At 70.5% G+C, this 26,264-nt stretch carries 20 protein-coding genes and 1 pseudogene; 2 read left to right on the top strand and 19 right to left on the bottom strand.

Going from position 1 to position 26,264, the window contains the following annotated elements; translation table 11 throughout:
- Window positions 1-6: 6 nt before the first annotated feature.
- The 18 genes from ACIQBL_RS15400 to ACIQBL_RS15315 form a co-directional block, all read right to left on the bottom strand.
- Window positions 7-1,086, bottom strand: coding sequence for a hypothetical protein (locus ACIQBL_RS15400; RefSeq protein WP_401941399.1), 1,080 nt, complete (start codon window positions 1,084-1,086; stop codon window positions 7-9).
- 89 nt (window positions 1,087-1,175) lie between these two features.
- Window positions 1,176-1,778: a hypothetical protein gene (locus tag ACIQBL_RS15395; protein WP_401941396.1), complete on the bottom strand. Its 603-nt coding sequence runs from the start codon at window positions 1,776-1,778 to the stop codon at window positions 1,176-1,178.
- Window positions 1,779-1,871: 93 nt separating this feature from the next.
- On the bottom strand, window positions 1,872-3,158 hold the full coding sequence (locus ACIQBL_RS15390) for a glutamate-5-semialdehyde dehydrogenase (protein ID WP_401941394.1): 1,287 nt from the start codon (window positions 3,156-3,158) through the stop codon (window positions 1,872-1,874).
- Window positions 3,159-3,240: 82 nt separating this feature from the next.
- Window positions 3,241-3,699 (bottom strand): hypothetical protein, encoded by a 459-nt coding sequence (locus ACIQBL_RS15385; protein WP_401942512.1) that lies wholly within the window; start codon window positions 3,697-3,699, stop codon window positions 3,241-3,243.
- A gap of 192 nt (window positions 3,700-3,891) precedes the next feature.
- Window positions 3,892-4,998 (bottom strand): glutamate 5-kinase, encoded by a 1,107-nt coding sequence (gene proB / locus ACIQBL_RS15380; protein WP_401942510.1) that lies wholly within the window; start codon window positions 4,996-4,998, stop codon window positions 3,892-3,894.
- A gap of 192 nt (window positions 4,999-5,190) precedes the next feature.
- Window positions 5,191-6,402: a glycosyltransferase family 2 protein gene (locus ACIQBL_RS15375; RefSeq protein ID WP_401941391.1), complete on the bottom strand. Its 1,212-nt coding sequence runs from the start codon at window positions 6,400-6,402 to the stop codon at window positions 5,191-5,193.
- Between the two features lie 175 nt (window positions 6,403-6,577).
- Complete coding sequence (locus tag ACIQBL_RS15370; RefSeq protein WP_401941389.1) at window positions 6,578-8,623, bottom strand: hypothetical protein; 2,046 nt, start codon at window positions 8,621-8,623, stop codon at window positions 6,578-6,580.
- A 125-nt stretch (window positions 8,624-8,748) separates the two neighbouring features.
- Window positions 8,749-10,242: an SDR family NAD(P)-dependent oxidoreductase gene (locus tag ACIQBL_RS15365; RefSeq protein ID WP_401941386.1), complete on the bottom strand. Its 1,494-nt coding sequence runs from the start codon at window positions 10,240-10,242 to the stop codon at window positions 8,749-8,751.
- Window positions 10,243-10,392: 150 nt separating this feature from the next.
- Window positions 10,393-11,556 (bottom strand): hypothetical protein, encoded by a 1,164-nt coding sequence (locus tag ACIQBL_RS15360; RefSeq protein WP_401941384.1) that lies wholly within the window; start codon window positions 11,554-11,556, stop codon window positions 10,393-10,395.
- 96 nt (window positions 11,557-11,652) lie between these two features.
- Window positions 11,653-13,203 carry an alkaline phosphatase D family protein gene (locus tag ACIQBL_RS15355; RefSeq protein ID WP_401941383.1) on the bottom strand — a complete coding sequence of 517 codons (1,551 nt, stop codon included), beginning with the start codon at window positions 13,201-13,203 and terminating at the stop codon, window positions 11,653-11,655.
- Between the two features lie 188 nt (window positions 13,204-13,391).
- Window positions 13,392-14,828 (bottom strand): GTPase ObgE, encoded by a 1,437-nt coding sequence (obgE, locus tag ACIQBL_RS15350; protein WP_401941381.1) that lies wholly within the window; start codon window positions 14,826-14,828, stop codon window positions 13,392-13,394.
- 104 nt (window positions 14,829-14,932) lie between these two features.
- Window positions 14,933-15,187 (bottom strand): 50S ribosomal protein L27, encoded by a 255-nt coding sequence (gene rpmA, locus ACIQBL_RS15345; RefSeq protein ID WP_019063244.1) that lies wholly within the window; start codon window positions 15,185-15,187, stop codon window positions 14,933-14,935.
- Window positions 15,188-15,201: 14 nt separating this feature from the next.
- Window positions 15,202-15,522 carry a 50S ribosomal protein L21 gene (gene rplU / locus ACIQBL_RS15340; RefSeq protein ID WP_007381993.1) on the bottom strand — a complete coding sequence of 107 codons (321 nt, stop codon included), beginning with the start codon at window positions 15,520-15,522 and terminating at the stop codon, window positions 15,202-15,204.
- 230 nt (window positions 15,523-15,752) lie between these two features.
- Window positions 15,753-19,889, bottom strand: a complete 4,137-nt coding sequence (locus ACIQBL_RS15335) for a ribonuclease E/G (RefSeq protein ID WP_401941378.1) — start codon at window positions 19,887-19,889, stop codon at window positions 15,753-15,755.
- Window positions 19,890-20,152: 263 nt separating this feature from the next.
- Window positions 20,153-20,932 carry a TIGR03936 family radical SAM-associated protein gene (locus ACIQBL_RS15330; RefSeq protein ID WP_401941376.1) on the bottom strand — a complete coding sequence of 260 codons (780 nt, stop codon included), beginning with the start codon at window positions 20,930-20,932 and terminating at the stop codon, window positions 20,153-20,155.
- Between the two features lie 46 nt (window positions 20,933-20,978).
- Window positions 20,979-22,055, bottom strand: a complete 1,077-nt coding sequence (locus ACIQBL_RS15325) for a hypothetical protein (RefSeq protein WP_401941374.1) — start codon at window positions 22,053-22,055, stop codon at window positions 20,979-20,981.
- Window positions 22,056-22,182: 127 nt separating this feature from the next.
- Window positions 22,183-22,545, bottom strand: coding sequence for a GNAT family N-acetyltransferase (locus ACIQBL_RS15320; RefSeq protein ID WP_401941372.1), 363 nt, complete (start codon window positions 22,543-22,545; stop codon window positions 22,183-22,185).
- A 19-nt stretch (window positions 22,546-22,564) separates the two neighbouring features.
- Window positions 22,565-23,179, bottom strand: a complete 615-nt coding sequence (locus ACIQBL_RS15315; RefSeq protein WP_401941369.1) for a TetR/AcrR family transcriptional regulator — start codon at window positions 23,177-23,179, stop codon at window positions 22,565-22,567.
- Window positions 23,180-23,323: 144 nt separating this feature from the next.
- Here ACIQBL_RS15315 and ACIQBL_RS15310 point away from each other — a divergent pair, with 144 nt between their 5' ends.
- A complete protein-coding gene (locus ACIQBL_RS15310; protein ID WP_401941366.1) occupies window positions 23,324-23,875 on the top strand; it encodes a cysteine hydrolase family protein in 552 nt (183 codons plus the stop codon).
- Between the two features lie 321 nt (window positions 23,876-24,196).
- Here ACIQBL_RS15310 and ACIQBL_RS15305 read toward each other — a convergent pair whose 3' ends face one another.
- Window positions 24,197-25,351 (bottom strand): glycosyltransferase, encoded by a 1,155-nt coding sequence (locus ACIQBL_RS15305; RefSeq protein ID WP_401941364.1) that lies wholly within the window; start codon window positions 25,349-25,351, stop codon window positions 24,197-24,199.
- A gap of 301 nt (window positions 25,352-25,652) precedes the next feature.
- On the opposite strand from ACIQBL_RS15305, the pseudogene ACIQBL_RS15300 reads away from it, so the two are divergent.
- Window positions 25,653-26,264 (top strand): annotated as a pseudogene (locus ACIQBL_RS15300) (collagen-like protein); the annotation flags it as partial.

The raw sequence follows: 26,264 nt of genomic DNA, 5'->3' as shown, positions 1-26,264 counted from the left end.
GGAAACTCACACCTTGGGCTGCGCGCCGGCCGCCAGTGATCCGCACACCGCCGTGGCGCTGCCCGTCGCGTACGGGTCGGTGCCGGCCGGGCCGCCCGTCCTGGCGGTCTGCCCGGCGAGCAGGGGGTGCAGATGGGTCACGGAGTCGTCGGCGCAGGACAGCGGCCCGGCCTGGACGTAGGAGACGACGATCTGGGCCTGGTGCATGCGCAGGTCGTCGCGGTCGAAGCGGAAGTGCAGTTCGCGGCGGACGGTGAACAGGGACACCTGGGCCTTGTCGGCGGAGCCCGCCGAGGCGGTCGGCCGTAGCGCGTAGACGAAGATTCCGTCGGCGGTGACCTCAAGGGTGGACGAGTCGATCTCGGTGGCCTGGAGGGTGCCCTGGACGCGGATCTTGCGGTCGGCCAGCTGGACGCGTGAGGGGTCGAAGCGAACCAGCCATCCGGTGGGCTCGTGCCGGCCGTCGGCGATGGGGTGCTCGAAACTCTGGTCGAACTGGTCGAGTTGGTCCGGGTCGACGAGGACGCGCGCGGGGCGGATCTGTCCGCCGGTGAGGACCGCCGGGTAGAGCGAGGACTCCACGATGTAGTCCTTGGCGGTGCTCAGGGCGGCCACGACCTGGCTGTCCGAGAAGTGCCCGGTGCGCCGCGCGGCCGGCAGGGGTATGCCCTCGCCGCCGATGCCGAACTCCGCGGCGGGACTGTGCGCGTACAGGGACTCGGCGTCGGCCGCTCCCGGCACCTTGCCCTGGGGGGACAGCGGTATGACGGTCATCCGCAGCGGCTCGGCGGGCTGCTGGGCCGCGGGGGTCGTGTAGGGGTGCCGTACGCCCATGTAGATCGCGGTGCCGAAGGCGACGGCGATCAGCATGACCAGGACCAGTGCCTGGCGGGAGAGACCTCGGCGCAGGGCCGGGCGGCGGCGGACGGCGGGCGCGTGGTCGGCCATGCGCTCCTGCGCGGAGAATTCCTGGAGGCGGGCAGCGCGGACGAACGACTCGTCGAAGACGACGGATCGGTACTCGTCCTCACCACCACCGGGAGCGCCCTCGGGCGTCCCCTCGGGTGGGTCTCCTGGACCGCCCATACTTTCAGAGTAGGTCTCTGGAGCCTCAGGTAAACGCCCTGGTACACGACAAGTTCTGACAGGTTCTCACGGGGCCGGTCGGGGATCGCTCAGGGCTTGCGCGGAGCCGCCGACAGTGGTGGCTGGGAGTTGTCGGCGGAAGCGGAGGGTGCCGCCGCCGTGCCCTGTTCCACGCCGGTGGAGGCCGGGGGCGGGACGCGGTCCCTGCTGCCCGAGGACGCGCCGCGGTAGACCGCCGAGAAAGCCAGGGCGACCATGCCGATGCCCATCACGAGAGCGAGCAGCCAGGCGACGGGGCGGTGCCAGCGGACCTGTTTGCCGTAGGTCCCCGGGGCGCCGTAGCGGCCCTCGACGAGATCCGAGTCGTCCAGCTCGTCAAGTTCCGGATCATGGCCGAATTCGCGCCCGTACGCGTCCTCGAAGAGGTCGTCCCGTGCGCCTCTGCCGTGCTGGGCGCGGCGCGCTTCGGCCTCGGAGGCCTCGGCTCTGGCCTGCGCGGCGGCAAGGAGACGCTCGACGGCGGTCGGCTCGTGTACTACGGCCGCCCGTACGAAGGCCTCGTCGAAGACCACGGATGCGAACTCTTCGTCCGACATTCCGCGGTCGTGGTCGTCGTCGGGCTCCCAGCCGTCAGGGAACGGCGTGCCCCCCACGTCCTCCGGCACCTCTCCAGAGTAGACCTGGGGGGTCAATTTGGGCAGACGGTAGGGAAATTCATCCGCTGGGTGAGACGTCTTCCCCGCCACGAGCCGTTATGCCCCGCGCATATGCCGGACGGCAGGGTCTCAGCGGCGGATGTGCCCGTCGCCCGTGACGATGTACTTGGTGCTCGTCAGCTCCGGCAGGCCCATCGGGCCCCGTGCGTGCAGCTTCTGGGTGGAGATGCCGATCTCCGCGCCGAAGCCGAACTGGCTGCCGTCCGTGAAGCGCGTGGAGGCGTTCACGGCGACGGTGGTGGAGTCGACCAGCTGGGTGAAGCGGCGGGCGGCCTGCTGGGAGGTCGTGACGATCGCCTCGGTGTGGCCGGAGCTCCACAGCCTGATGTGCTGGACGGCCTTGTCGAGCGAGTCGACGACGGCGGCGGCGATGTCGTAGGAGAGGTACTCGGTGTCCCAGTCCTCCGGCGTGGCCTCGACCACGGTGGCCTCGGAGTCCTTGGCGTAGGCGAGCACGCGCTCGTCGGCGTGGACGGTGACGCCGGCCTCGGCGAGGGCGTCCAGGGCGCGCGGCAGGAACTCGGGGGCGATGTCCTGGTGGACGAGGAGGGTCTCGGCGGCGTTGCAGACGCTGGGGCGCTGGGCCTTGGAGTTGATCAGGATGTCGATCGCCATGTCGAGGTCGGCGTCGGCGTCGACGTAGACGTGGCAGTTGCCGACGCCGGTCTCGATCACGGGGACCGTGGACTCGGTGACGACGGTCTGGATCAGGGAGGCGCCGCCGCGGGGAATGAGGACGTCGACCAGGCCCCGGGCGCGCATCAGTTCGCGCACGCTCTCGCGGCTCTCGCCGGGCACCAACTGCACGGCGTCGGCGGGCAGTCCGGCGCCGCCGACGGCGTCGCGGATGACGCGCACGAGGGCGGCGTTGGACTCGTAGGCGGAGGCCGAACCGCGCAGGAGTACCGCGTTGCCGGACTTGAGGCAGAGGGCGGCGGCGTCGACCGTCACGTTCGGGCGGGCCTCGTAGATGATGCCGACGACGCCGAGGGGGACGCGGACCTGGCGGAGGTCGATGCCGTTCGGGAGGGTCGAGCCGCGGACGACCTCGCCGACCGGGTCGGGCAGCGCGACGACGTCCCGTACGTCCGAGGCGATGGCCCGTACGCGCTCGGGCGTCAGCGTCAGCCGGTCGATGACCGTCTCGCTGGTGCCGGCCGCGCGGGCCTTGGCGATGTCCTTGGCGTTGGCCTCGACGATCTCGCTCGTACGGACTTCCAGCGCGTCCGCGATGGCGAGCAGCGCGTCGTCCTTCTCGGCGCGCGGGAGCGGCGCGAGGTCGGCGGCGGCGGACTTGGCGCGGTACGCGGCCTGCGTGACCGGGGACAGGGAGTCGTACGGCGAGAGCGTGGTCATGAGGGAAGGGTAGTGCGCCGGGCGGAGGCGTCCACCGGCTATCCCAAACCGCGAGACAAGCCCAGAAGGACCAGAAGCGGGCTCAAAAGGGATGTACGCCGACGGGGGTCGCTGGCAGCGGGCCGTACCCCTCGGAGATGCGCTGGTGGTAGGTCTCGCGGTCGATGACCTCCAGGCCGACGATCTCCCACGGGGGCAGCTTGGCGGTCTGGCGGTGCTCGCCCCACAGGCGGAGGGCGACGGCGGCGGCGTCGTGCAGGTCGCGGGCCTCTTCCCAGTAGCGGATCTCCGCGTGGTCGTTGGCGTAGCGGCTGGTCAGCAGAAAGGGGTGGTCGTGGGCGAGCTGTTCCAGGCCGCGCCTGACCTCCTTCAGCGGGGCCTCGTCGCCGGAGACGCTGAGGGTGACATGCCACAGACGGGGGAGGTCCTTGGGTTCCTCGCCCTCGTACCGGGCACCGGCCGCGACGCTCGTCAGCGTGCGCTCCTCGCCGGGCAGACGGGAGGTGGCACCACCGCGGGACGCCGCCGCCCCAGGGCGCACTCGTCTCACGACGGCCTCCTTACGCAACGGTCGAGCTGCTGTGCTCGCGCGGATGTGTCCCTGAGCAAAGTTGAGCAGGCCGAAGACGTCCGCGTGGCGCTTTTACAGAAGGTCCACCGCGGGTGGGGTGCTCCGGCCGGACGTTCCCACTCTTTTCGGCCGGGGGTCCGGGAGGCGGACGTCTCGGTCGTTCTACGGGTGCAGGATCACCAGGTCGTCCCTGTGTACGACTTCCCTCTCGTACGACGGTCCCAGCTCCCGTGCCAGTTCCCTGGTGGAGCGGCCGATCAGCTGGGGGATCTCCTTGGCGTCGAAGTTGACGAGGCCCCGGGCGACCGGATGTCCGGTGCTGTCCCGGAGTTCTACGGGGTCGCCCGCGCTGAACTCGCCCTCCACGGCGGCGATTCCGGCCGGCAGCAGCGACATCCGGCGCTGTACGACCGCGCGCACGGCGCCGTCGTCGAGCGTCAGCGAGCCCTGCGGGGTGGACGCGTGCTGGAGCCAGAGCAGCCGGTCGGCGGACCGTTTCCCGGTGGCGTGGAAGTACGTTCCCGTGTCGCCGCCGCTCATCGCGTCGGTCGCGTGGACCGCGCTGGTCAGCACCACGGGGATGCCGGCGGCGGCGGCGATCCGGGCCGCCTCCACCTTGGTGACCATGCCGCCGGTGCCGACGCCGGCCTTGCCCGCGCTGCCGATCTCGACGTGCGCGAGGTCGGCGGGGCCGCGGACTTCCGCTATCCGCGAGGTGCCCGGCTTGCTGGGGTCGCCGTCGTAGACGCCGTCGATGTCGGAGAGCAGGACCAGGAGGTCGGCGTGGACGAGGTGGGCGACGAGGGCGGCGAGCCGGTCGTTGTCGCCGAAGCGGATCTCGTCCGTGGCGACGGTGTCGTTCTCGTTGACGATCGGGAGGGCGCCCATGGCGAGGAGCTTGTCGAGGGTGCGGGAGGCGTTGCGGTGGTGGGAGCGGCGGCTCATGTCGTCGGAGGTGAGCAGGACCTGGCCGACGCGGATGCCGTAGCGGGCGAAGGAGGCGGTGTAGCGGGCCACGAGGAGGCCCTGCCCGACACTGGCGGCAGCCTGCTGGCGGGCCAGGTCCTTGGGGCGGCGGCGCAGTCCGAGCGGGGCGAGGCCTGCGGCGATGGCGCCGGAGGAGACGAGGACGACCTCTTTCTCGCCCCCGCTGCGGCTCTTGGCGAGCACGTCCACGAGCGCGTCCACGCGGTCGGCGTCCAGGCCTCCGGCCGCGGTGGTCAGCGAGGAGGAACCCACCTTGACGACGATCCTGCGGGCCTCGGTCACGGCCTGCCTTGCCCCTGCCACGGATCCCCCCGGGGGTAGTTCGGGTGACCTGCGGCAATTTACGCGAACCGGGTTGGGGTGTGCACGTTGGTCCAGGTCGCGGACAGATGGGTTGAGTTCCGGGTGCGGGTCGGTGGGGGCTGGTCGCGCAGTTCCCCGCGCCCCTAAAAGACACCGGTCCCCCTGCGTTCTTTAGGGGCGCGGGGAACTGCGCGGCCCGCCCCCACCGGCCCGCAGTCGACGTACTTTCCGCACCACCCTTCGCAAGAACACCCCCGCTCCCCCCTCCCGATACCCCCCCACCCCACGCGCCTCGCGAGGCTCGGCCAGATAGAGGGAGTCCGGCAGGCCCGCCTCCGCCGAGCGGAAGTGCGGATACGCCAGGTACACCCGACGCCCCCGCCCCTCGACCACCGCCTCGGGGCGTTTCTTCGACTTGAGGAACTGGGCGATCTCCAGGAGGAGTTCGGGGCGCTGCTCGGCCACCAGATGCAACCGCAGCCGCTCGTCGACCTTGAGGCGGAGTGCCACCTCATCCGTCCAGTGCGCGTCCATCAACGGCTTCGCCAGCTCGAACTTGTGCCGCCGTACCCGCTCACTGTCCCCCACGTACTTCGGACCGAACTGCGGCAACAGCGTCACCAGGAACGGGCGGAGCATCAGCTTGTCCCGCTCCACCCCCGGAGGGACCATCTCCGCGATGAGGTTCATCAACGCGCGCGCCGAGTCGAAGCGGAGCGTGTAACTCCCGCTCTTCGTCACGTGTTTGCCGTCGTCGCGGCCGACCAGGAAGTAGCAGGTGTGGTCGGCGATCACCGAGACGCCGTCCGCGCGGAGATACGCCTCCATCGTGAACAGCGCGTCCTCGCCGGTGAACAGCGACTCGTCGAACCGCATGCTGTGCCGCTCCAACAGCGCCCGCCTGAACAGCTTTTGGGCGCTCAGGGTGAACTTGATGTTGGAGTGGAAGACGTCGGTGCGCTCCAGTGTCTCGACCCACGCCGCCTTGGGCGGGACGCGGTTGATGCCCTCGACCTTGCCGAGCACCACGTCCGTGCCGTTGCGGTCGGCCATCGCGACCATGCGCTCCAGGGCCTCGGGGGCGAGCCGGTCGTCGGCGTCGAGGAAGAAGACGTAGCGCCCGCTCGCCTTGCCGAGGCCGACGTTGCGCGGGGAGCTGGGGCCGCCGGAGTTCTCCTGGCGGATCACCGTGACGTGGGTCGCGGCGCGGGTCGCGAACTCCTCCAGGTACTCCCCCGTGCCGTCCGTCGAACCGTCGTCGACGGCGATGACCTCGATACGGGACGGGTCCAGGGTCTGCGCCTCGACCGAGCGGAGGCACTCGACCAGGTACGGCATCGCCTCGTACGCCCCGATGACCACGGTCACATCAGGCTGCGTCACGATTACGCACTCCCCTTTTGTTCATTGAATCGCCGTCTCCAAGACGGCCGACCGAGTGGATCGGTTGTCGTCCGTCAGCAGGGGATACGCAGAAGAGCCCGGTTTTCGAGGATCACTCCCCGAAAACCGGGCTCTTCTTGACCGAAAACTGACGCGCGACACTGAAGCGCGCGGCTCAGCTCGTCAGTTCTGCCTCCGTCGCCGTCGCCGCCCGCTCCTGGCCGGCGTTACGGGCCTCGGACTTGAGCGCGAGGTTCTTCACCGCGGTGTTGAACTGCTCGATGGACGTGGGCTCGTCGGGGCCGAGCAGGTACTCCTTGAGTTCCTTGCGGTCCTCGGCCAGCGGGTCGGCGTCGGGGGCGCGGACCGCCGCGAGCAACTCGCCCAGTTCCGCAGCCTTGTTGGAGAGGATCACGGCGGCGCGCACCGCGGTGTTCTGCCGCTTGAACTCCTCCACGCCCAGCTTCGCGGAGTCCGTGACCGCGTACGGCTTGCCGCTCGCGATGAAGTCGGAGACCACGCTGGAGATGTCGGAGACCATCGCGTCGGACACGTTGAAGCAGTCGTACAGGCGCGGCTCGGCGCCCGAGATGACCCGGTGCTCGAAGGTGCCGAAGGAGTTCCAGTACGCGTCGTTCCACTCGGCGCGCAGCCGGGCGATCTCCTCGTACTTGGCCAGGTCGACGACACCGTCGCGGGTCAGCTCGGCCTCGTCGCCCTTGTCGGCGGGGCCGCCGGACAGTTCGGTGATCCGGGCCTCGATGCGGACCAGGTCGGCCTTGGCCTTGGTCTGGGCGTCCGCGTCGGCCTGGAAGCGCGGGTCGGCGGCGCGCTCGGCGGCGGCCTTCTCGACCAGCGCGGTGACCTTGCGGTGCGCGGAGCCGGCCGCGGAACTGACGGTGCCGGTGAAGGGGTGCGGCTTGTACAGCACGCGGACCGGCGGGTCGGCCTTGAGCAGCTTCTTCACGATGTTCTCGCCGGCCAGCAGGAGGGAGGTGTTGCCGGGGTCGTTGTCCCAGCCCTCCCAGGTCGGCGCGTACAGGACGGTGGGGATGCGGTCCTCGGGCACGCCCTGCCAGGTCTGGATGGGGGCGAGCTGCGGGCGGCCGACCTCGACGATGTCGTCGTCGCGGACACCGACGTCGGCGATGGCGTAGCGGTCGCGGCCCGCGCGGCCGGCGGTCCACACCTCGTCGTAGACCTTGCTGAACGGGTTGACGCTGGCCAGCTTGTCGCTGTCGCCGTGGCCGATGAAGACGTGCTTCATGGTGGGGACGCGCAGGAGGTGGATGTTCTTGCCGACGTTCGCCGCGTACAGGGCGACGCGCACGGTCGACAGGTCCATGTTCATCAGGTGCACACCGCCGGGCACGCAGATGACCGGTGCCTTGGTGGGGGCGAGGTTCTGCAGGATGACGCGCTCACGGAGCAGGACCAGGGGCCGGGTGTCCAGCTCCTCCATGGTCTCCAGCCACATGTTGACCTGGTACGCCGAGTCCTTGGAGCCGGAGAAGCAGAGCACCGTCTGCGGCTTGTACTCGTGCAGCCAGTCGTCGACGGCGTCGAGGATGACCTCGGGCGTCGGCGGGATCTTCGTGCCCCGTATGTAGGACAGGAGCCCGAGGACGTACACGGTGCCCAGGAACAGGGTGACGCCGATGCCGACGAAGCCCGCGAGACCGGCGTCCAGCTGCGCGGAGATCAGCAGGCCGATCACGGCGAACAGGTCGAGGTGGAGCATCTTCTCGGCGGAGCGCTCCAGCAGGCCGAACGGCGGGGCGTCCGGGATGTGGATGCGCGAGCCGAGGTCGACGTTGCGGGTGGCGACCGGCATCCGGCGGCGGTTGCGGATCAGCGTGACGACGGCGCCGTGCGGGGCCTGGAGGCCGTAGAAGGCGATGAAGCAGGCGATCGCGCCGTAGAAGATCAGGTGGTCCGAGAGGTTCAGCCGGGCCAGCAGCAGGATCAGGAGAAGCTGGCGGATCAGGAAGCGGATCGAGATGCCCGCTCTGACCTTGCTGAGGCGGTTGACCAGATAGCTGGCCTGCCGGTGCAGATAGTGGTCCGCGACGTACGTCACGACGGCCGCGGCCGCGAAGGCGGGGACGCTCGGGATCAGCGCGGCCAGCATGAGGGCGGGGAATCCCAGCATCATGAGGACCGCCGCGGCCAGTTCGGCTGCGCTGCCCACCCGGGCGACGCGGATAGCGGTGGAAATCACTGATAAACCTGCTCTTGGGGTTTTTGAGTAATTTGCCAGGTCAAGGAGTCAGGTCCCTGCGAACGCCCCGAATTGGGCGAACACAGAGACCTGAATTCCCGCAAAAGCCTAATTACTGCCGATTATTACACGCCGTCCTGAACGTCCAGCACGGAGGCCAGGGCGGCCTCGAATCCGGAAGCCTTGGCCGCGCCGGCCGTCGGGTCCTGCTGGCGTACGTCGATGACGTGGCCGGTCAGCTCGGACAGCAGCACGTCGAGGGAGGTGCGGGCGACGGCCTCGGAGGAGAGCAGGGTGCCCGTGGGCTCCTGGCCGAACGCCTTGGTGCGCATCGGGGTCGCGGTGCGCTCCGGGTTGATGCAGTTCACGCGGATGCCGTCGCCTGCCCACTCGTCGGACAGGGCCTGCGTGAGGTTCACCATCGCGGCCTTGGTCGAGGAGTACAGGCTGTACTCGGCACGGCCCCGGGTGTAGCTGCTGGAGGTGTACAGCAGCAGCTGGCCCTTGGTCTCGGCGAGGTACTTGTACGCGGAACGGGCGATCTGGACCGGCGCCAGGTAGTTGACCTTCAGCGCTTCCTCGATGGTCGCGTTGTCCGTCTCGGCCAGCTTGCCGATGCGCAGCACGCCCGCGGTGTTGACGACGTAGTCGATGCGCCCGGTCTCGGCGTACGCCTTGGACAGCGCGTCGTCGACCTCTTCGGGGTTCTCGACGTGCGTGCCGGTGGTGGAGCGGCCCAGCGCGTACACCGTGGAGCCGTAGGCCTCGGCCAGCTCGGCGATGTCCTTGCCGATGCCGTACGAGCCGCCGAAGACGACCACCGTCCTGCCGGTGAGCAGCTCGCGGTAGGCGGCCTCGTCGACCTGCTCGGGCGCGGCCGTGGAGGCGAGCTGGAACAGCTTGTCGGCGATGAAGACGTCGACGGGCTGGGTGACCTTCATGTTGTACTCGTCGCCCGCGACGACGTGGATCGGCACGTCCGGCAGGTACCTGAGCACGACCGAACAGTCGTCGGTGGCCTGGAAGTTGGGGTCCCCGGCGGCGACCTCGTAGGCACGGCGGATCGTGGACAGCTTGAACGCCTGGGGCGTCTGGCCGCGGCGCAGCCGGGAGCGGTCGGGGATCTCGGTGATGAACTCGCCGTCGTCGCCGTGCGTACGGGTCACGATGATGGTGTCCGCGGACGGGATGGCCACGTCGACGGCCTGGAAGCGCTCCAGCGCGATCACGCAGTCGTCGATCACACGCTGCGAGAGCAGGGGGCGCACGGCGTCGTGGAAGAGGACGTTGCGGTCCTCGCCCTCGGCCAGGCCCTCACCGAGCGCGGCGATGGCGCGCTCGGTGGTCTCGTTGCGCGTGGAGCCGCCCTCGATGATCCGCGTGACCTTCTGGAAGCCGGCCTTGGCGACGATCTTCTCGATGTCCGGGACGTAGCCCGGCGCCATCAGCACGATGATGTCGTCGATCGAGTCGGCGTTCTCGAAGGTGGTCAGGGTGTGCTCGATGACTGCCTTGCCGGCGATCTTCAGCAGCTGCTTGGGGATCGAGAGACCCACGCGCTGGCCTGTGCCACCGGCCAGGATCACTGCGGTGGTGCGGGGCTTGGCTATGTGCGACACAGGTGACCTTGACCTACCTCGGGACAACGGGGGAACTCGCAAATGGTCCCACTCGCGGTTACCGCAGTGCAAGGCGAGTGACCTCCGCCGCATATGTAAGCGACACCTGTCATTCATCTTGCACTGCCGGTAACCGGGCGACGACACCTCTCAGCGGCGCCGGAGCTTCTTCAGACAACGGTGACCGAGAACGCGCACGAGTTCTTTCGAGGACGTCTGGTGAACCGTCCGCGCCTTGGCGGGCGCGGTGTGCCGGACCGGCGCCGCGGCCACCGCCGCGAGCGCTCCGTAGAGCGCCTGCGCGGCCACCTCGGGCGCGATCCGCGGCGGCCCGGACACCTTGTCGGCGGCCTCCGGTACGGCCGACAGCAGCGCCGTGTCCCCTACGACCCGCACGCCGGTGGCCGCGATGGTGCCGGCCATCTCGGCGCCGATCGCGCCCGCCGCCTCCACGGCCCAGCGGGGCGTGGTGATCTTCACGTCCTGCGAGGTCGGGCTGCACGCATTCTTCATATGCATGACCGCGCCGTTGCGCACGAGCTTGGAATACAGCTCGTCGGGGAGCCCATTGCCGCGGAATTCCACATTGAGCTTCCGCAGCATTTCGGTCTCGGCGAGGGTGAGAGAACGGTTCGCCGTGTCCGGAACCGGCCGCAGCAGATTCGCGGGCAGCCCGAGCAGCGCCTCGAAGGTGCGCAGCAGCCCGTCCCGGTCGCCGTCGTCGACCACGACGACGGTCACGCGCCCGGGACCCACGACCCGGGTCCAGCGCTCCACCAGCCGGTCGTGCCGGTGCCGCCGCCAGAAGCTGGGGTTGGGCTGCTCGTAGGGCGCCTTGCGAAGCATGTGCTCCAGCCAGTCGCCGTAGCCCATGCGCAGACCGTTCTGCACGTACTGCTGCCACTGCGAGGGCATGATCCTCGCCAGCGGGCGCAGGGTGACCAGGATGTGTACGCGCTCGCCGCCGAGCCGCTCCACGATCCGGGCGATCGTCTCGTCGTCCTCGGCGTCGGCGAAGAACTCGCTGCTGATCACCGAGGTGCGGTCGCCGGTGGCGCGCACGGCGCCCAGGAGGCGCGTCCAGTGCTTGTCCGTGGGCACGGTGTCGCCCATCATCGCGGGCCGGGCGCAGGCGGCGAGGGCCGCTTCCATCGGGTGTCTGCTGTGCGCGGGGAAGTCGACGCCGTGCGCGGGCATCGCGTCCTTCGCGGCGAACAGCGCGCCCTGGATGGCGGTGGTCCCGGTCTTGTGCGGGCCGATGTGCAGCAGCCGGGTCCCGGCGGGCAGCGCTTCCTCAATACAGTCCGTCTCCATGGTTAACGGAAGGTAAGAGTTGTTCCTGAGTTCGACCTGAGAGGAGCCTGGGACACGGATGAGTCCCAGGCTCCCGTCACACAGGTTTCACAGACCTCAGACCACCTGGACCCCGGGGTCGCCCGCCTCGACGCGGAGCGAGGCGTAAGTACTGGGTACGGCCGTGGGCTTCACGACGGTGTCCACGACCCGCACCTGCGCGTCGATCCCGTCCCGCCGGATGTCGAACAGGTGGTAGCCGCGGTGGGCGTCGATCACCTTCCAGTGCGGGTTGTCCGCCCTCAGCGGGTCCCACTGGGCGTGGAAGGCTGCCTGGTCCTGGTCGCCGTTGCTGGAGATGGACGTACCGACGAACTCGGCGCCGACGACGGCGGATTCCGGGTCGGCGAAGTCCTCTTTCAGGTCGCTGATCATCGTCAGGTGCCGGTCGCCGCTGAGCACCACGGGGTTGCGGACGCTCTTGAAGTCCTCCAGCAGGGCGTTGCGTTCGGCCTGGTAGCCGTCCCAGGCGTCGTAGAACCACTGCTTGCCCGCGCCGAGCAGGATGTCCGTCTCGGCCATCATGATCTGCGAGGCGATGACGTTCCAGCGGGCGGGCGAGTGGCGCAGCCCGTGCAGCAGCCACTGCTTCTGCTCGGCGCCCATCATCGTCATCGCCGGGTCCTCGGCGCCGGCCTGGGTGGTCGCCTGGTCGCTGCGGAACTGCCGGGTGTCCAGGACGTTCAGGCGCATCAGGCGGCCGAATTCGAGGCGCCGGTACATCTGGATGTGCGGCCCGTCAGGGACGGCGGTCGCGCGGACCGGCATGTGCTCGTAGTACGCCTGGAAGGCCGCCGTCAGCCGCGCCACGAACGCGTCGTGCGACTGCTTGTCGGGGTCCTGCGGGATCTCCCCCGCCCAGTCGTTGTCCACCTCGTGGTCGTCGAAGGTCACCACCCAGGGGGAGTTGGCGTGCATCGCGAGGAGGTCCGGGTCGCTGCGGTACTGCGCGTACCGGTTGCGGTACTGGACCAGGCTGTACGGCTCCCCCGTGCCCTCGTGCCGGCGCGGTCCCGCGTTCGACGGCGCCGACTCGTAGATGTAGTCGCCGACGAAGAGCACGAAGTCGGGGTCCTGGGACAGCATGTCGGCGTACGGCGTGAAGTAGCCGTTCTGCCAGTTCTGGCAGGAGGCGAGCGCGACGCGCAGCCGGCCGCCGGAGCTGCGCTCGTGGGGCGCGGTGCGGGTGCGGCCGGTGGCGGAGAGCTGGCCGCCGGCACGGAAGCGGTACCAGTAGTCACGGCCCGGACGCAGTCCCCGTACATCCACGTGAACGCTGTGCCCGTACTCGGGCCGTGCGGGCGCGACTCCGCGGCGCACGCTCTTTCTGAAACGGGCGTCCTCCGCGATCTCCCACTCCACGGGGACGACTTGGTCGGGCATACCGCCGCCGTGCAGCGGGTCCGGGGCGAGGCGCGTCCACAGCACGATGCCGTCGGGCAGCGGGTCGCCGGAGGAGATGCCGAGGCTGAACACCCCGTCGGGCAGCGGGGTTTCGGCAGCTCGGGCGGACGTCGGCAGCCACAACTGGGCGGAGGCGGCGGCCCCGAGCACCGCCGCGCCGGCCGCGAGAAAACGTCGTCGATCGGGTGATACGGCTCCGGTCATCGTGAACTCCCTTGCGACGTTGGCCTCTTGGGTCACTTGGAAGGTTCACAGTGCGCGGAGTCCCGCCCGTTGAACAGTAGGTATCGCGTCCATGACAAATGCGCACACAGCAAGAGACCCGTTGCTCAAAGAGCAACGGGTCTCAGCCAGTTCCGGTTACGCCGGGCAAACGATCTTCACCCGTCCACTCAGAAGGGCTTGAACTCCTCGAACTCCTGCGCCGCGTCGTCCCGCTCGGCCTGCTTGTCACGACGGCGCTGCGTCGCCGGACGCGGCTCGTCGAGCCGGTGGTCCTCGCCACGCCGGCCCAGCATCTCCGCGCCGGCCATGACGGTCGGCTCCCAGTCGAAGACGACCGCGTTGTCCTCGGGGCCGATCGCGACGCCGTCGCCGGAGCGGGCGCCCACCTTCGTCAACTCCGCCTCCACACCGAGGCGGTTGAGCCGGTCGGCGAGGTAGCCGACGGCCTCGTCGTTGCTGAAGTCGGTCTGGCGGACCCAGCGTTCGGGCTTCTCGCCGCGCACGCGGAAGAGGCCGTCCTCCTCCTGTACGACGGTGAAGCCGCTGTCGTCGACCGCCTTCGGGCGGATGACGATCCGGGTCGCCTCCTCCTTCGGCTTCGCGGCACGCGACGCGGCGACGAACTCCGCGATGGCGAAGGACAGTTCACGCAGTCCCGTGTGCGCGACGGCCGACACCTCGAAGACGCGGTAGCCGCGCGCCTCCAGGTCGGGGCGCACCATCTCGGCCAGGTCCTTGCCGTCCGGTACGTCGATCTTGTTCAGGACGACCATGCGCGGGCGCCGGTCGAGGCCGCCGTACTGCTTCAGCTCCTCCTCGATCATGTCGAGGTCGGAGATCGGGTCGCGCTCGGACTCCAGCGTCGCCGTGTCGAGGATGTGCACGAGGACGCTGCACCGCTCGACGTGGCGCAGGAACTCCAGGCCGAGGCCCTTGCCCTGGCTGGCGCCCGGGATGAGACCGGGGACGTCGGCGATCGTGTAGACCGTCTCGCCGGCCGTGACCACGCCGAGGTTCGGGACCAGGGTGGTGAACGGGTAGTCGGCGATCTTCGGCTTGGCCGCGCTCAGCACGGAGATCAGCGAGGACTTGCCGGCGCTCGGGTAGCCCACGAGCGCCACGTCGGCGACCGTCTTCAGTTCGAGGACGATGTCCTGGAGGTCACCGGGCACGCCGAGCAGCGCGAAGCCGGGGGCCTTGCGGCGGGCCGAGGACAGCGCCGCGTTGCCGAGGCCGCCCCGGCCGCCCTGCGCGGCGACGTACGAGGTGCCGTGGCCGACGAGGTCGGCGAGGACGTTGCCCGCGCCGTCCTGCACGACCGTGCCGTCCGGCACCGGCAGGATCAGGTCCGTGCCGTCCTTGCCGGAGCGGTTGCCGCCCTCGCCGGGCTTGCCGTTGGTGGCCTTGCGGTGCGGGGAGTGGTGGTAGTCCAGCAGCGTGGTCACGGACTGGTCGACGATGAGGATGACGTCACCGCCCCTTCCACCGTTGCCGCCGTCCGGGCCGCCGAGCGGCTTGAACTTCTCACGGTGGACGGAGGCACAGCCGTGGCCTCCGTTACCCGCGGCGACATGCAGCTCGACGCGGTCCACGAAGGTGGTCATGGGATGTGCCTCCAGTTACATACGGGGTGTCTTTGCACTAACACGCGAAAGGCGGACCCTCTTCCCACCAGGGGAAGTGAGGTCCGCCTCGCGCAAGCTTCCGATCAGGCGACCGGAACGATGTTCACGACCTTGCGGCCACGGTGGGTACCGAACTCCACCGCACCGGCGTTCAGCGCGAACAGCGTGTCGTCGCCGCCACGGCCGACGCCCGAACCGGGGTGGAAGTGGGTGCCGCGCTGGCGGACCAGGATCTCACCCGCGTTGACGACCTGACCGCCGAAGCGCTTCACGCCGAGCCGCTGGGCATTGGAGTCGCGACCGTTCCGGGTGGACGATGCGCCCTTCTTGTGTGCCATCTCTCCTCAGTCCCTTACTTCGCAGCCGCGGGGATCTCAGTGACCTTGATCGCCGTGTACTGCTGGCGGTGGCCCTGACGACGGCGGTAGCCGGTCTTGTTCTTGTAGCGAAGGATGTCGATCTTGACGCCCTTGTGGTGGTCCACGACCTCGGCCTGGACCTTGATGCCGGCCAGGACCCACGGGTCGCTGGTCACAGCGTCGCCGTCGACAACGAGCAGGGTCGAGAGCTCGACCGTGTCGCCAACCTTGGCAGTGGAAATCTTGTCAACCTCAACGATGTCGCCGACAGCAACCTTGTGCTGGCGACCACCGCTGCGCACGATGGCGTACACGCGGATCTCACTCTCTTGCTCAGGGACGGCACCCCCGCAGTCCAGCCGCCCTGCGGAGCAGACGGCCTCTCCCGGCGGAACACACCCGGGAGGAAGAGGTTTACGGGGATGTGGCGTGTCACCAGTGGACACGCCGACAGTCAAGGTTACGGGGCCGCAGCCGAACGGGTCAAACCGGGCCCCCGCGGTGTGCGGCCGGTCACTGCTGCGACCGGCCGCACACCTGGGGTTCAGCCCTCGTCGGTGGAGGCGGTGACGGAGGACGGGTTCGTCTGCTCCGCCGCCGCGGTCTTCTTCGACGTGGTCTTGGCGGCCTTCTTGGCCGTCGTCTTCTTCGCGGCCGTCTTCTTGGCCGCGGTCTTGGTCGCCGTCGCCGTCGTCTTCTTGGCGGCGGCCTTCTTCACCGTGGCCTTCTTGGCCGTCTTGCGAGCGGCCGTCTTCTTGGCCGGAGCCTCGCCATCGGCCTCAGCCTCGGTGGAGGCCTCGGCGGCGGGCACCGCTTCCACCACGGCCGACGGTACGACCACGACGGCCGCCTCCTCGGACGCGGTCGGCGCGGTGGCCTTGCGCACGGCACGACGCCGCGGGCGGGCCGGAGCCGCGCTCTCGGCGGGCGCCTCGGGCTGCTGCTCGTCCTGCGCCGGGGCGGGCGTCTCGACGACGACCGGCGCGGCGGCCTCGGTGACCGTCACCACGGCGACCTCCTCGGCCCCCGCGGGCGAACCGGCGGGCGCGGTCGCCTTACGGGTCGCACGACGGCGCGTACGGCCCCTGGGCGCGGCGTCGTCGACCACCTCGGCAACCGGGGCTTCGGCAACGACCGGAGCCTCGACCACCGGGTCTTCTACGGCGACGGGCGCGGCCTGCGCGACAGCGACAGCCGTCGGCTCGGCCTCCTCCCGCACCTCGTGGACCTCGTGGACCTCGCGTACCTCACGCGGCTGCCGCGACTCACGGGACTCCGCCCTCGGCGCACCGGCCGGAGCCGACGCCCGCCGGCTCGTCCGGCGCCGCGAACGCCCGCCACGGGTGGCCGCGGCCTCCGCCTCGGCGGCGCTGCTGTACAGATCCTCGTCGGGCCGGAACTCGGATTCCGCGAACGGCACCGGCATGGCGACCTCGGCGGCCACCTCCGCCTCGGTCTCGATCTCGTCCTCGGCCACATCGTGCTCGTGGTCGTGCTCGTGCGTGTCGTGACCGTCGTGGGCGTCCTGCCCACTCCCGTCACCACCGCGCCCGCGCCGCTTGCGCTTGCCGCCGCCACCGACCGAGGTCGGCTGCTCCATGTGCACGATGACACCGCGGCCGTTGCAGTGGACGCAGGTCTCGGAGAAGGACTCCAGCAGGCCCTGTCCGACGCGCTTGCGGGTCATCTGCACCAGGCCCAGCGAGGTGACCTCGGCGACCTGGTGCTTCGTACGGTCGCGTCCCAGGCACTCCAGGAGCCGCCGCAGGACCAGGTCCCGGTTGGACTCCAGGACCATGTCGATGAAGTCGATGACGACGATGCCGCCCAGGTCGCGCAGCCGCAGCTGGCGCACGATCTCCTCGGCCGCCTCCAGGTTGTTCCTGGTGACGGTCTCTTCGAGGTTGCCGCCCTGACCGGTGAACTTGCCGGTGTTGACGTCGATCACGATCATCGCTTCGGTCTTGTCGATGACCAGCGAACCGCCGCTGGGCAGCCAGACCTTGCGGTCCAGCGCCTTCATCAGCTGCTCGTCGATTCGGTACGTCGCGAAGACGTCGACCTCGGAGGTCCACCGGGACAGCCGGTCGGCGAGGTCCGGGGCGACGTGCGAGACGTAGCCGTGGATGGTCTGCCACGCCTCGTCACCGCTGACGATGACCTTGGTGAAGTCCTCGTTGAAGATGTCGCGCACGACGCGGACGGTCATGTCCGGCTCGCCGTACAGCAGGGCCGGGGCGTTCGAACCGCCGCCGCCCTTCGCCTTCTTCTGGATGTCCTCCCACTGCGCCTGCAGCCGCTCGACGTCACGGCTCAGCTCGTCCTCGCTCGCGCCCTCGGCGGCGGTGCGCACGATGACGCCCGCGTCCTCGGGGACGATCTTCTTGAGGATGGTCTTCAGCCGGGCCCGCTCGGTGTCGGGCAGCTTGCGGCTGATGCCGGTCATCGAGCCCTCGGGGACGTACACGAGGTAACGCCCCGGAAGGGAGACCTGGCTCGTCAGACGCGCGCCCTTGTGCCCGATCGGGTCCTTGGTGACCTGCACGAGGACCGACTGGCCCGACTTCAGGGCGGACTCGATGCGGCGCGGCCCGTTGGCCATGCCGAGCGCCTCGAAGTTGACCTCACCGGCGTACAGGACGGCGTTGCGCCCCTTGCCGATGTCGATGAACGCGGCCTCCATGGAGGGCAGCACGTTCTGGACCTTGCCCAGGTAGACGTTGCCGACGTACGAGGTCGACTGCTCCTTGTTGACGTAGTGCTCGACGAGCACCCCGTCCTCCAGGACTCCGATCTGCGTGCGCTCACCGCTCTGCCGCACGACCATCACACGCTCGACGGCCTCGCGGCGGGCCAGGAACTCCGCCTCGGTGATGATCGGGACGCGCCGGCGCCCCTGCTCACGGCCTTCCCGGCGGCGCTGCTTCTTGGCCTCAAGACGCGTCGAGCCCTTGATGGACTGCACCTCGTCGCTCGGGTGCTCGTCCCTCTTGGCGCGCGGCTCGCGGACCTTGACGACGGTGCGCTCGGGGTCGTCGGCCGACGAGGGCGTCTCGCTCTCGCCGCCCGAGTCACCGGCGCGACGACGCCGACGGCGCCGGCGACGGCTGCTGCTCGACCCGGAACCGCCCTGGTCCTCGTCCGCCTCCTCGGCGTCCTCCTCGACCTGCTCGGCGGTGTCCTCTGCGTCCTGATCGGCCTGCTCGGCGGCGTACTCGTCGCCGTCCTCGCCCTCGTCCTCACCGGTGGCGGACTCGCCACGGCGACGACGCCGGCCGCCACGGCGACGGCGGCGGCGCGAACCGGTCTCCTCGGCCTCGTCACCGTCGGCGGAGTCCTCGGCGGCCTCGTCGGCCTCCTCCGGCTCCTCCTCCACGGCGACGGCCTCGACGACGACAGCGGCCTCGGGCTCCGCCTCGAAGGCGGCACCCCGACGACGACGCCGACGACGCCCGCCGGTCTCTTCCTCGACGACTTCCACGGCCACGGGCTCGGCGACGACGACCTCGTCCTCGTCGTCCTCCACCGCCTCGGCGGCAGCGGCGGCGGCCCGCTCCGGCGTCTGGAACATCGGCTCGGTGAAGACGGGCGCCCGGAACACGGCCACGGCGGGCCGCGCGGGACGACGCGGACCGTCCTCCTCCTCGGCACCGTTCCCGTTCTTCGGCGCGGGCGCGGAGAACCCTCCGGCGGCGGTGCGCACGGCCCGACGCCGACGACGCGGCCCGGAGTCCTCGACAGGCTCGGCGGCGGTGGTTGTCTCCGCGGTCTCCGCGGCGGTCTCGTCGTTCACAGGGGCCTCCTCGGCCACGGGCGTCCCGGCAGGCGCGGACACGCGGCGCGTGGCGCGACGACGGCTCCGGCGCGGAGCGGCATCCTCATCGGACGCGGCAGGCGCGGCACCTTCGGTCACTTCTTCGTTCACAACGGCCGCCACGGCGCTCTCAGCGGCCTCGACGACCTCAGCGGCCTCGGCCACCTGCGGCGCACCGGCGGGCGCGGCGGCACGCCGGCTCGCCCGACGCCGCGTACGCCCGGCGGGCACGGCCTCTTCCTCCACGGCCGCTACGGCGGCCACGGCCTCGACGGCAGCGGGCGCCTCGGCCTCCTCCACCGGCTCGGCGGCGGGCGCGACGGTCTCGGGCGCGGTCACCCGGCGCGTGGCACGACGCCGACCGCGCCGCGGAGCGGCATCGTCGTCGGACGCGACGGGCGCGGCCTCCTCGACGGCGGCGGGCGCGGCGGCGGCAACGGCCGGCACCACGATCTCGGCCACCTCGGGCACCTCGCCGGCCTCCGGCGCACCGGCGGGCGCGGACACCCGCCGCGTCGCACGCCGACGCGGACGCCCGGCAGGCGCGGCCTCCTCTGCGACTTCCACAGCCTTTACGGCTTCTACGACGTCGGGCGCCTCGGCAGCCGCTTCGGTCACCTCGGCCTCAAAGGGCTCGGCGACCGCGCTGACCTCTACGGTCTCGACGCTCTCGTCGGTCTCGTTCTTCTTGTCGGTGTCGTCGCTCACTTCGGCCGGTATGGCCGGAGCGCTGTTCGCGACCGCGCCCTCGGGGGCGGTCGGCGGTCCCGCTGGGCGAGACGCGGCGCGGCGCCTACGGCGCGGCGGCAGCGTGTCGCTCGGGGTGTTGAGTTCGGAACCCTCTGCGGATTCGGTCGGTTCGAGCATGCGGGCGTTTCTCCCGTCAGGCTCCCGGGCGCCGCGCCTGGTCCGGCATGGATGCCGGTGACGTCCGCGGCTCGCGCGTTGCGCGGTGCCGCCGTCCGGGGCGCGGGCGCCGCACGGGAGCTCTCTGTGTCCTGTCTCGCCGGTTCCGTACGCCCAGATGCGGACGGCCTGGCGAAAGTCTTGTGGTCGGTGCGCTGCCCGACCCAGGTGGCTCCCGAGTCCGAGGGCGGCGCTACGACATCCGTCCCTACGCGGAACCTTCCCTACGCCGGCGCCTTCGCGGCGGCAGCTTCGGCGACCGTGATGTTCGCGGTCACTGCTGCCTCGCGGTCGGGCGCGAGCGGGTCGGTCACCGTGCCGGTCTCTTCATCGAACAGCCCCTGCGCCAGCCTGGTCACCGCTGCGGCGACCGGCGGCGCCAGGTCGGCCACGGCGCGAAGACCGGACAGGACGTCGTCGGGTCGAACGGCAGGCGTCACGTGCCGAACAACCAGCCGCAGTATCGCACAGGCCTGGTCGGTAGGCCTATCAGCCTGTGGACTGACCGTCTCGGAAGAGGCCTCAAGGCTTGCCACGGCGGAACGGGCGTCGAAGGTGCGCATGCCGTTCTTGGCCATGCGCTGGACCTCTACGCTCTCGGCCGCGTTGAACGCGGCCACCGCTCGCTCGGCGTCCTCGGGCGCCACCCCGTCGAGCCGCAGCTCCCACACGGAAGCCGTGAGCCGGTCGGCGAGCCCGGAGGTCCGGGCCTCGACCGCGTCGATGATGTCGAGCCCGACGGGCATCGACTCGTCGAGCAGCTCGCGCAGCTTGTCGGGGTCACGCTCCGCGGTGAGCGCGATCTCCAGATATTCCGCCTCACTGCCCGTGCCGGTGGGTGCGGCATTGGCGTACGACACCTTCGGATGCGGCGTGAACCCCGCCGAGTACGCCATCGGCACCTCGGCGCGGCGCAGCGCACGCTCGAAGGCGCGCTGGAAGTCTCGGTGGCTGGTGAACCGAAGGCGACCGCGCTTGGTGTAGCGCAGTCGGATGCGCTGCACCGCGGGTGCGGGCGGCGGGCCTTCGGGCTGTCGCTTGCCCAGTGTCCTAGTCCTTCGTGAGAACGGTCGTACTTCTACCAAGAGTACGTGCCTCGTCGCCCATCGGTTCCCGTCGCTCCACCGGCTCCGGCGCTCGCGGCTCGCCGAACACCATCCGCCGGAAGTCGGCACGCGCCTGCCGGGCGGACTCCCGCGCGGCGGCCAGCACCTGCCGGGTGACCCGCCCCACACCGCGCGCGGCCTCGGCGGCGGGCCGCAGCACCAGATCCCGTACGACGTGTCCGACCGGGGTGAGAACGGTCCGGTACGCCCAGCTCACGGGCTCCACGAAGATCCACCGGAAGAGGGTCCCCAGCAACCGCCCCACGGCGAGCGAAATGTGCCCCGCGATCCGCCAGGCATGCCCGAGCGCGTCCCAGACCTCCCGCCCGACGACGGCGAGCGCCCGCCCGACCGGGGTCAGAACCCAGCGCCAGAGGGCGATCGCCGGCAGCACGAGCAGCATCCGAGCCGCCCAGTACAGGACGACACCGATCCCCGTACCAACAGCCCTCACAAGCCACAACAGCCCCCGCCCGCACCAGGCGACCCCGTGCCCAATGGGAGCGAGCACCCACGCGTACACCCACCCGGCGGGCACGACTAGCAGATACCGACCGAGCCACGCCACGACGGCGACCGCCCCGCCGACGATCCACGCGCACGCGTGCCCGACGGGAGTGAGCACACGCGCGTACACCCAGGCCAGCCCGGCCCCGACCGCCTGCGCCGTCCAGGCGAGGGCGTGCCCGACCGGGGTCAGCACATACCGGTACGCCCAGCCGAGGGGCACAAGAACAAGGACGTTCGCGAGCCACCCGACGGCCTTCGCGACCGGTACGACGACGTACCGCCACAGCACCACCCACGGCCACACGAACACCGCGCGCCCCAACGGCCGCAGCACCGTGCGGTACAGGAACCGCCCGCCGACCACCGACGCGTCCCACACCAACCGCACCGGCACCACCAGCACGAGCACGACGATCCGCACGGGAACACGGATCGCGACGGCGAGACACCCCTCGGGCGACTGCGGCGCGGGCCGCGAGGATGACTTCTCGAAGTTCACAGGGGCGTCCATATCAGCCAAGACGCCGCAGCGCCCCGTTCGTATCCAGTACCGGGTGAACCCCTCCGGCTCGTGCCAGGTGTCGCCGCACTCCCGGAGTTCACGCGTGAGGGTGTGACCGAAGAGCCCGCCCCCGGCGTCAAGGGTAGGGGTCGGCGCGGGTGACATGGGTGTGGAGGAGGCGGGGTGAAGGGGCGAAACCGCGTCGGGCGTACGCGGGGATCGCGCGGGGTGAGGAGTGGACGGTGACGCGTTCGAGCCCGAGGTCCCGGGCGCGGGCCGGAACCGCCTCCACGAGCCGCCCGCCGACACCGCCGTCCCGCACGACGACCACGCGCCGATGTGAACCGGTGTTCTCCGCCGCCCAGTCGACGAAGTGCCGTACGAACTCCTCGCGGGTGGTGACGGGTTGGTGTCCGCTCTCCAGGACCCACCGCCACCGCAGCCCGGCGACGACGTCCAACTCGGCTGGTTCGGCGGGGCGGATCGCGATGTCGTCCACCCGTGCACTGTGCGGGACTTCAGCGGTCGTCGGCAGGGGGCGCGAGGAGCGCGTCGACGATCTCCCGCAGGGGCGCAGCCAGTTGGCCGGCGGTCGCGTCCCGCAGGGGTTGCAGCCCTACGGCGGACCGTACGACGGCGACGCCGACGCCGAGCGCGACCAGGAGTTCCGCCCGCAGCAGCCGTTCGTCGTCCTCCACCACCGGTCCCCCGCCGGACGCTTCGAGGATCTGGCGGGTGAACTCGCCCAGTGCCTTCCGGCGCAGGGCGTCCACGCGTTCGTCGCCGGAGTCGCGGAGCAGCATCAGTACGGGGTGTTCGCCGAACTCCGGCCAGGCACCTGCGGACAGTTGGTGGCTGAGCGCCTCGGCGAGGCCTGCCCGGTCCTGCGGGAACTCCTCGTCGCGGCCCAGGAAGCGGGGAGTCGACGCCAGCGCCGCCTTGAACAACCCCTCCTTCGAGTCGAAGTACCGCTTGATCAGCGCGAGGTTGACCCCGACGTCGGCGGCGACGTCCCGCAGCGTCGTGCGGTCGTACCCGAGTCGGGTGAACCGGCTGCTCGCGGCCTCCAGGAGCGCCTGCCGGGTCGCCGCCGCGTCCCGCCGACGGGGTCCGTCACCCTCACTCGTCACCACCGGCGACCTCCCTCGACCCATTCAAGTAATCACTCGTTGACATGACTACAGGGCATGGTTACGTTAGGCAAGTAATCACGTGATGACTTACCCCTTCCCCTCCCCTTCCCCTCCCCTCGCCCCTCCCCGTCCGAAAGGACAACGGTGTCCCAGCAAGCCCTCCTCGTCATGGACGTCCAGCGCGTCATCGTCGACCGCTACCCCGACCCGGCGTATCTGCCGCGCCTGCGCAAGGCGATCGACACGGCCCGCGCGGACGGCGTCACCGTGATCTACGTGACCGTCGGATTCCGCCCCGGCGCCCCGGAGATCAGCCCCCGCAACAAGATGTTCGGCAGGCTCGCGGGCTCCCCCGCGTCGGCCGCCGCCACCCAGGCCAACGAGATCCACCCGGACGTGGCCCCCGGACCCGGCGACATCCTCGTCACCAAGCGCCGCGTCAGCGCGTTCGCCGGCAGCGACCTGGACATGGTCCTGCGGGCGAACGACATCGACCACCTGGTCCTGACGGGCATCGCCACCAGCGGCGTGGTCCTGTCCACCCTCCGCCAGGCGTCCGACCTGGACTTCGCCCTCACCGTCCTGTCCGACGGCTGCCTCGACAACGACCCGGAGGTCCACCGGGTCCTCACCGAGAAGGTGTTCCCGATGCAGGCGGAGGTCACGACGGTGGCGGACTGGGTCGCCGCACACTGAACTCCCTGTATTGGCCTCGCCGATACCGCTGCTCGCGGCGGTGATCCACCGCGCCTCCCGAGCATCGGCGGGATCGGCCCGACGAGGCAGGACGGGGCTTCCTGGGTGCGCCACTCCTAGGAACCGAAAGGGACCCGTGGGCTTTTGGAATGGACGGTACGGACGGTTACGCCTTCGGTGACTTCCTGCGTGCGCGGCGCTCCCGGCTGACGCCCGCGCAGGTGGGTTCTCCCCGTTCCGGGGCGCGCCGGGTCGCGGGGCTGCGGCGCGAGGAGGTCGCCGTGCCGGCCGGCCGACTCCGCGGGCGCGCCGGTACGCCGCCTACTTCTTCCTGCCCCTGGCCGCCTTGCCGGCACGGGAGGCCTTCGGTCCGCGCGCGGGGTCGGACGGTCGGGGCAGGACCGCGGCGACGTGCGGAGCGGCGAACTCGCGGTTGGTCATGGTCTGGCGGCGGATGGACGCGGGCAGGTCCGGCAGCGCCAGCAACCTGTCGCACGCTTCCACGGAGGCCGCGAACTCGCCCACCCAGTAGGCGGTGATCGAGAACTCGAAGAGGAGCCCCCATCGGTACACCCAGGGCTTGGTGAAGAGCAGATCACCCGGTTCCGGTCTGCCGACGACGTCGCCGAGCAGGGCGTGCGCGGTGCGGTAGCGGCCCGCGGTCCGTAGGCGGGACGCCAACTCGTAGCAGGCTTCGAGTCGTTGAGGGCGTCCGTCCCAGGCCCGGGAGAACGCGTCCATCGCCCCCGGCCAGTCGCCGGTCTTCTCCGCTCTCAGGGTCCCGGCCTCCACGAGCGAGCAGTAGACCTCCTCGCCCCAGCCCCCCATCGCGGCGCGCCGCTCGTAGAGAGCGATCGCCTCCTCCGCGTGCCCCAGGTCGCGTTCGGTGTTGGCCAGATAGAAGACCGTGCGCGGGTTGTCCGGGTCGCGCGCGAGTTCCCGCCTCAGCAGACGTGCGTCGCGCTCGAACTTGTCGCTACGGCACCCGCCGTCGGCCTGGTCCTCGATGACGAGCGCGTCCAGGTTCTCCTGGGTGTCGGGCTCGTCGGTGCGGGGGTACTCGTGCGTCACGCCCTCGTAGCGCCACAGCCAGTCGCCCCGCATCAGGTGCTTGAACCGGTGCTGGGTGCCGGGAGCGTCGTAGCGCAGCATGTACGAGCCCGCTGTCAGCCGGGGCAGCGGGCCGTCCTGCCGCAGGACATGGTCGGCGTCGAGGGTGAGCAGGTAGTCGGCCTTGCCGCGGGCGTGCTGGATGTTCCGGGTCCGGTTGTGCCCGAAGTCGACCCAGGGGTCTTCGTGGAGTTCGCCGGGAACACCGTCCAGCACCTTGCGGATCAGTTCCTGTGTGCCGTCCGTCGAGCCGGTGTCGGAGATCACCCAGTAGTCGACGAGCGGGCGGACGGCCTCCAGGCAGCGCTCGATCACGAGCGACTCGTTCTTGACGATCATGCACAGGCAGAGGGTCTGCTGCTTCACGGCCTCACCCGTCCTGGACGCTGACGTCCCGTCGGAAACACGCGCGCCACAGTGGCACGCGTCCGCCCCGCGACCGTCCATCCACGCGGACGACCGCGCCCGAGAGACCCCGAACAGCGGCGGTTGAGCCCGTACGGGTGATCGCAGGTAAAAAATGCCCCATCAGAACGCACCCATTAGTCCGATACGACGACAAACGGGCGCGTTCCGAACCAGTACGCCGATCACCCCGCCCGGCCCAGGTCAAGCTCGCACTCGGATTCGAGAGATCACCCGAACCGATCGAGCAAGGAGCATGTGGATGAACCCTGAGTTCCCTGAGTTCCGTGAGTTCCGCACATCGCCGCTCGGGCCGCTGGCCCGGGACAGGTTCAGGAAGGCGGGCATGGTGGCCTCGCTCGCGCTGGTCCTGGCGGCCGGGGTGGCCAGCCCGACCGTCGCGGCGGCGCGGAGCATGACCGGGCGCGCCGAGGCGGCGGCCGGCAACGGCGGCGGCGGCGACTGCAAGCCGAACCACCATCACAAGTCCGGGGCGACCGAGGCCGGCGGCAAGGACCACTGCAAGGGCCCGACCGGACCCACCGGACCCACCGGCCCCAAGGGCCCGAAGGGCGACAAGGGAGCCACCGGCGCGACCGGCCCCACGGGACCGACCGGACCCACGGGTGCGACGGGCACCCCCGGCACCCCGGGCGCACAAGGCATGACCGGCGCGACCGGCGCCACGGGACACACCGGCCCCACCGGACCCACCGGACCGACCGGCGCCACGGGCACGCCCGGCACCAACGGCCAGACCGGACCCACCGGACCCACAGGACCGACCGGACCCACGGGTGCGACGGGCACCCCCGGCACCCCGGGCGCACAAGGCATGACCGGCGCGACCGGCGCCACGGGACACACCGGCCCC

Source organism: Streptomyces sp. NPDC088350 (assembly GCF_044753545.1).
Classification (GTDB): Bacteria; Actinomycetota; Actinomycetes; order Streptomycetales; family Streptomycetaceae; genus Streptomyces.
This window is presented reverse-complemented; position numbering and strand designations above follow the sequence as displayed.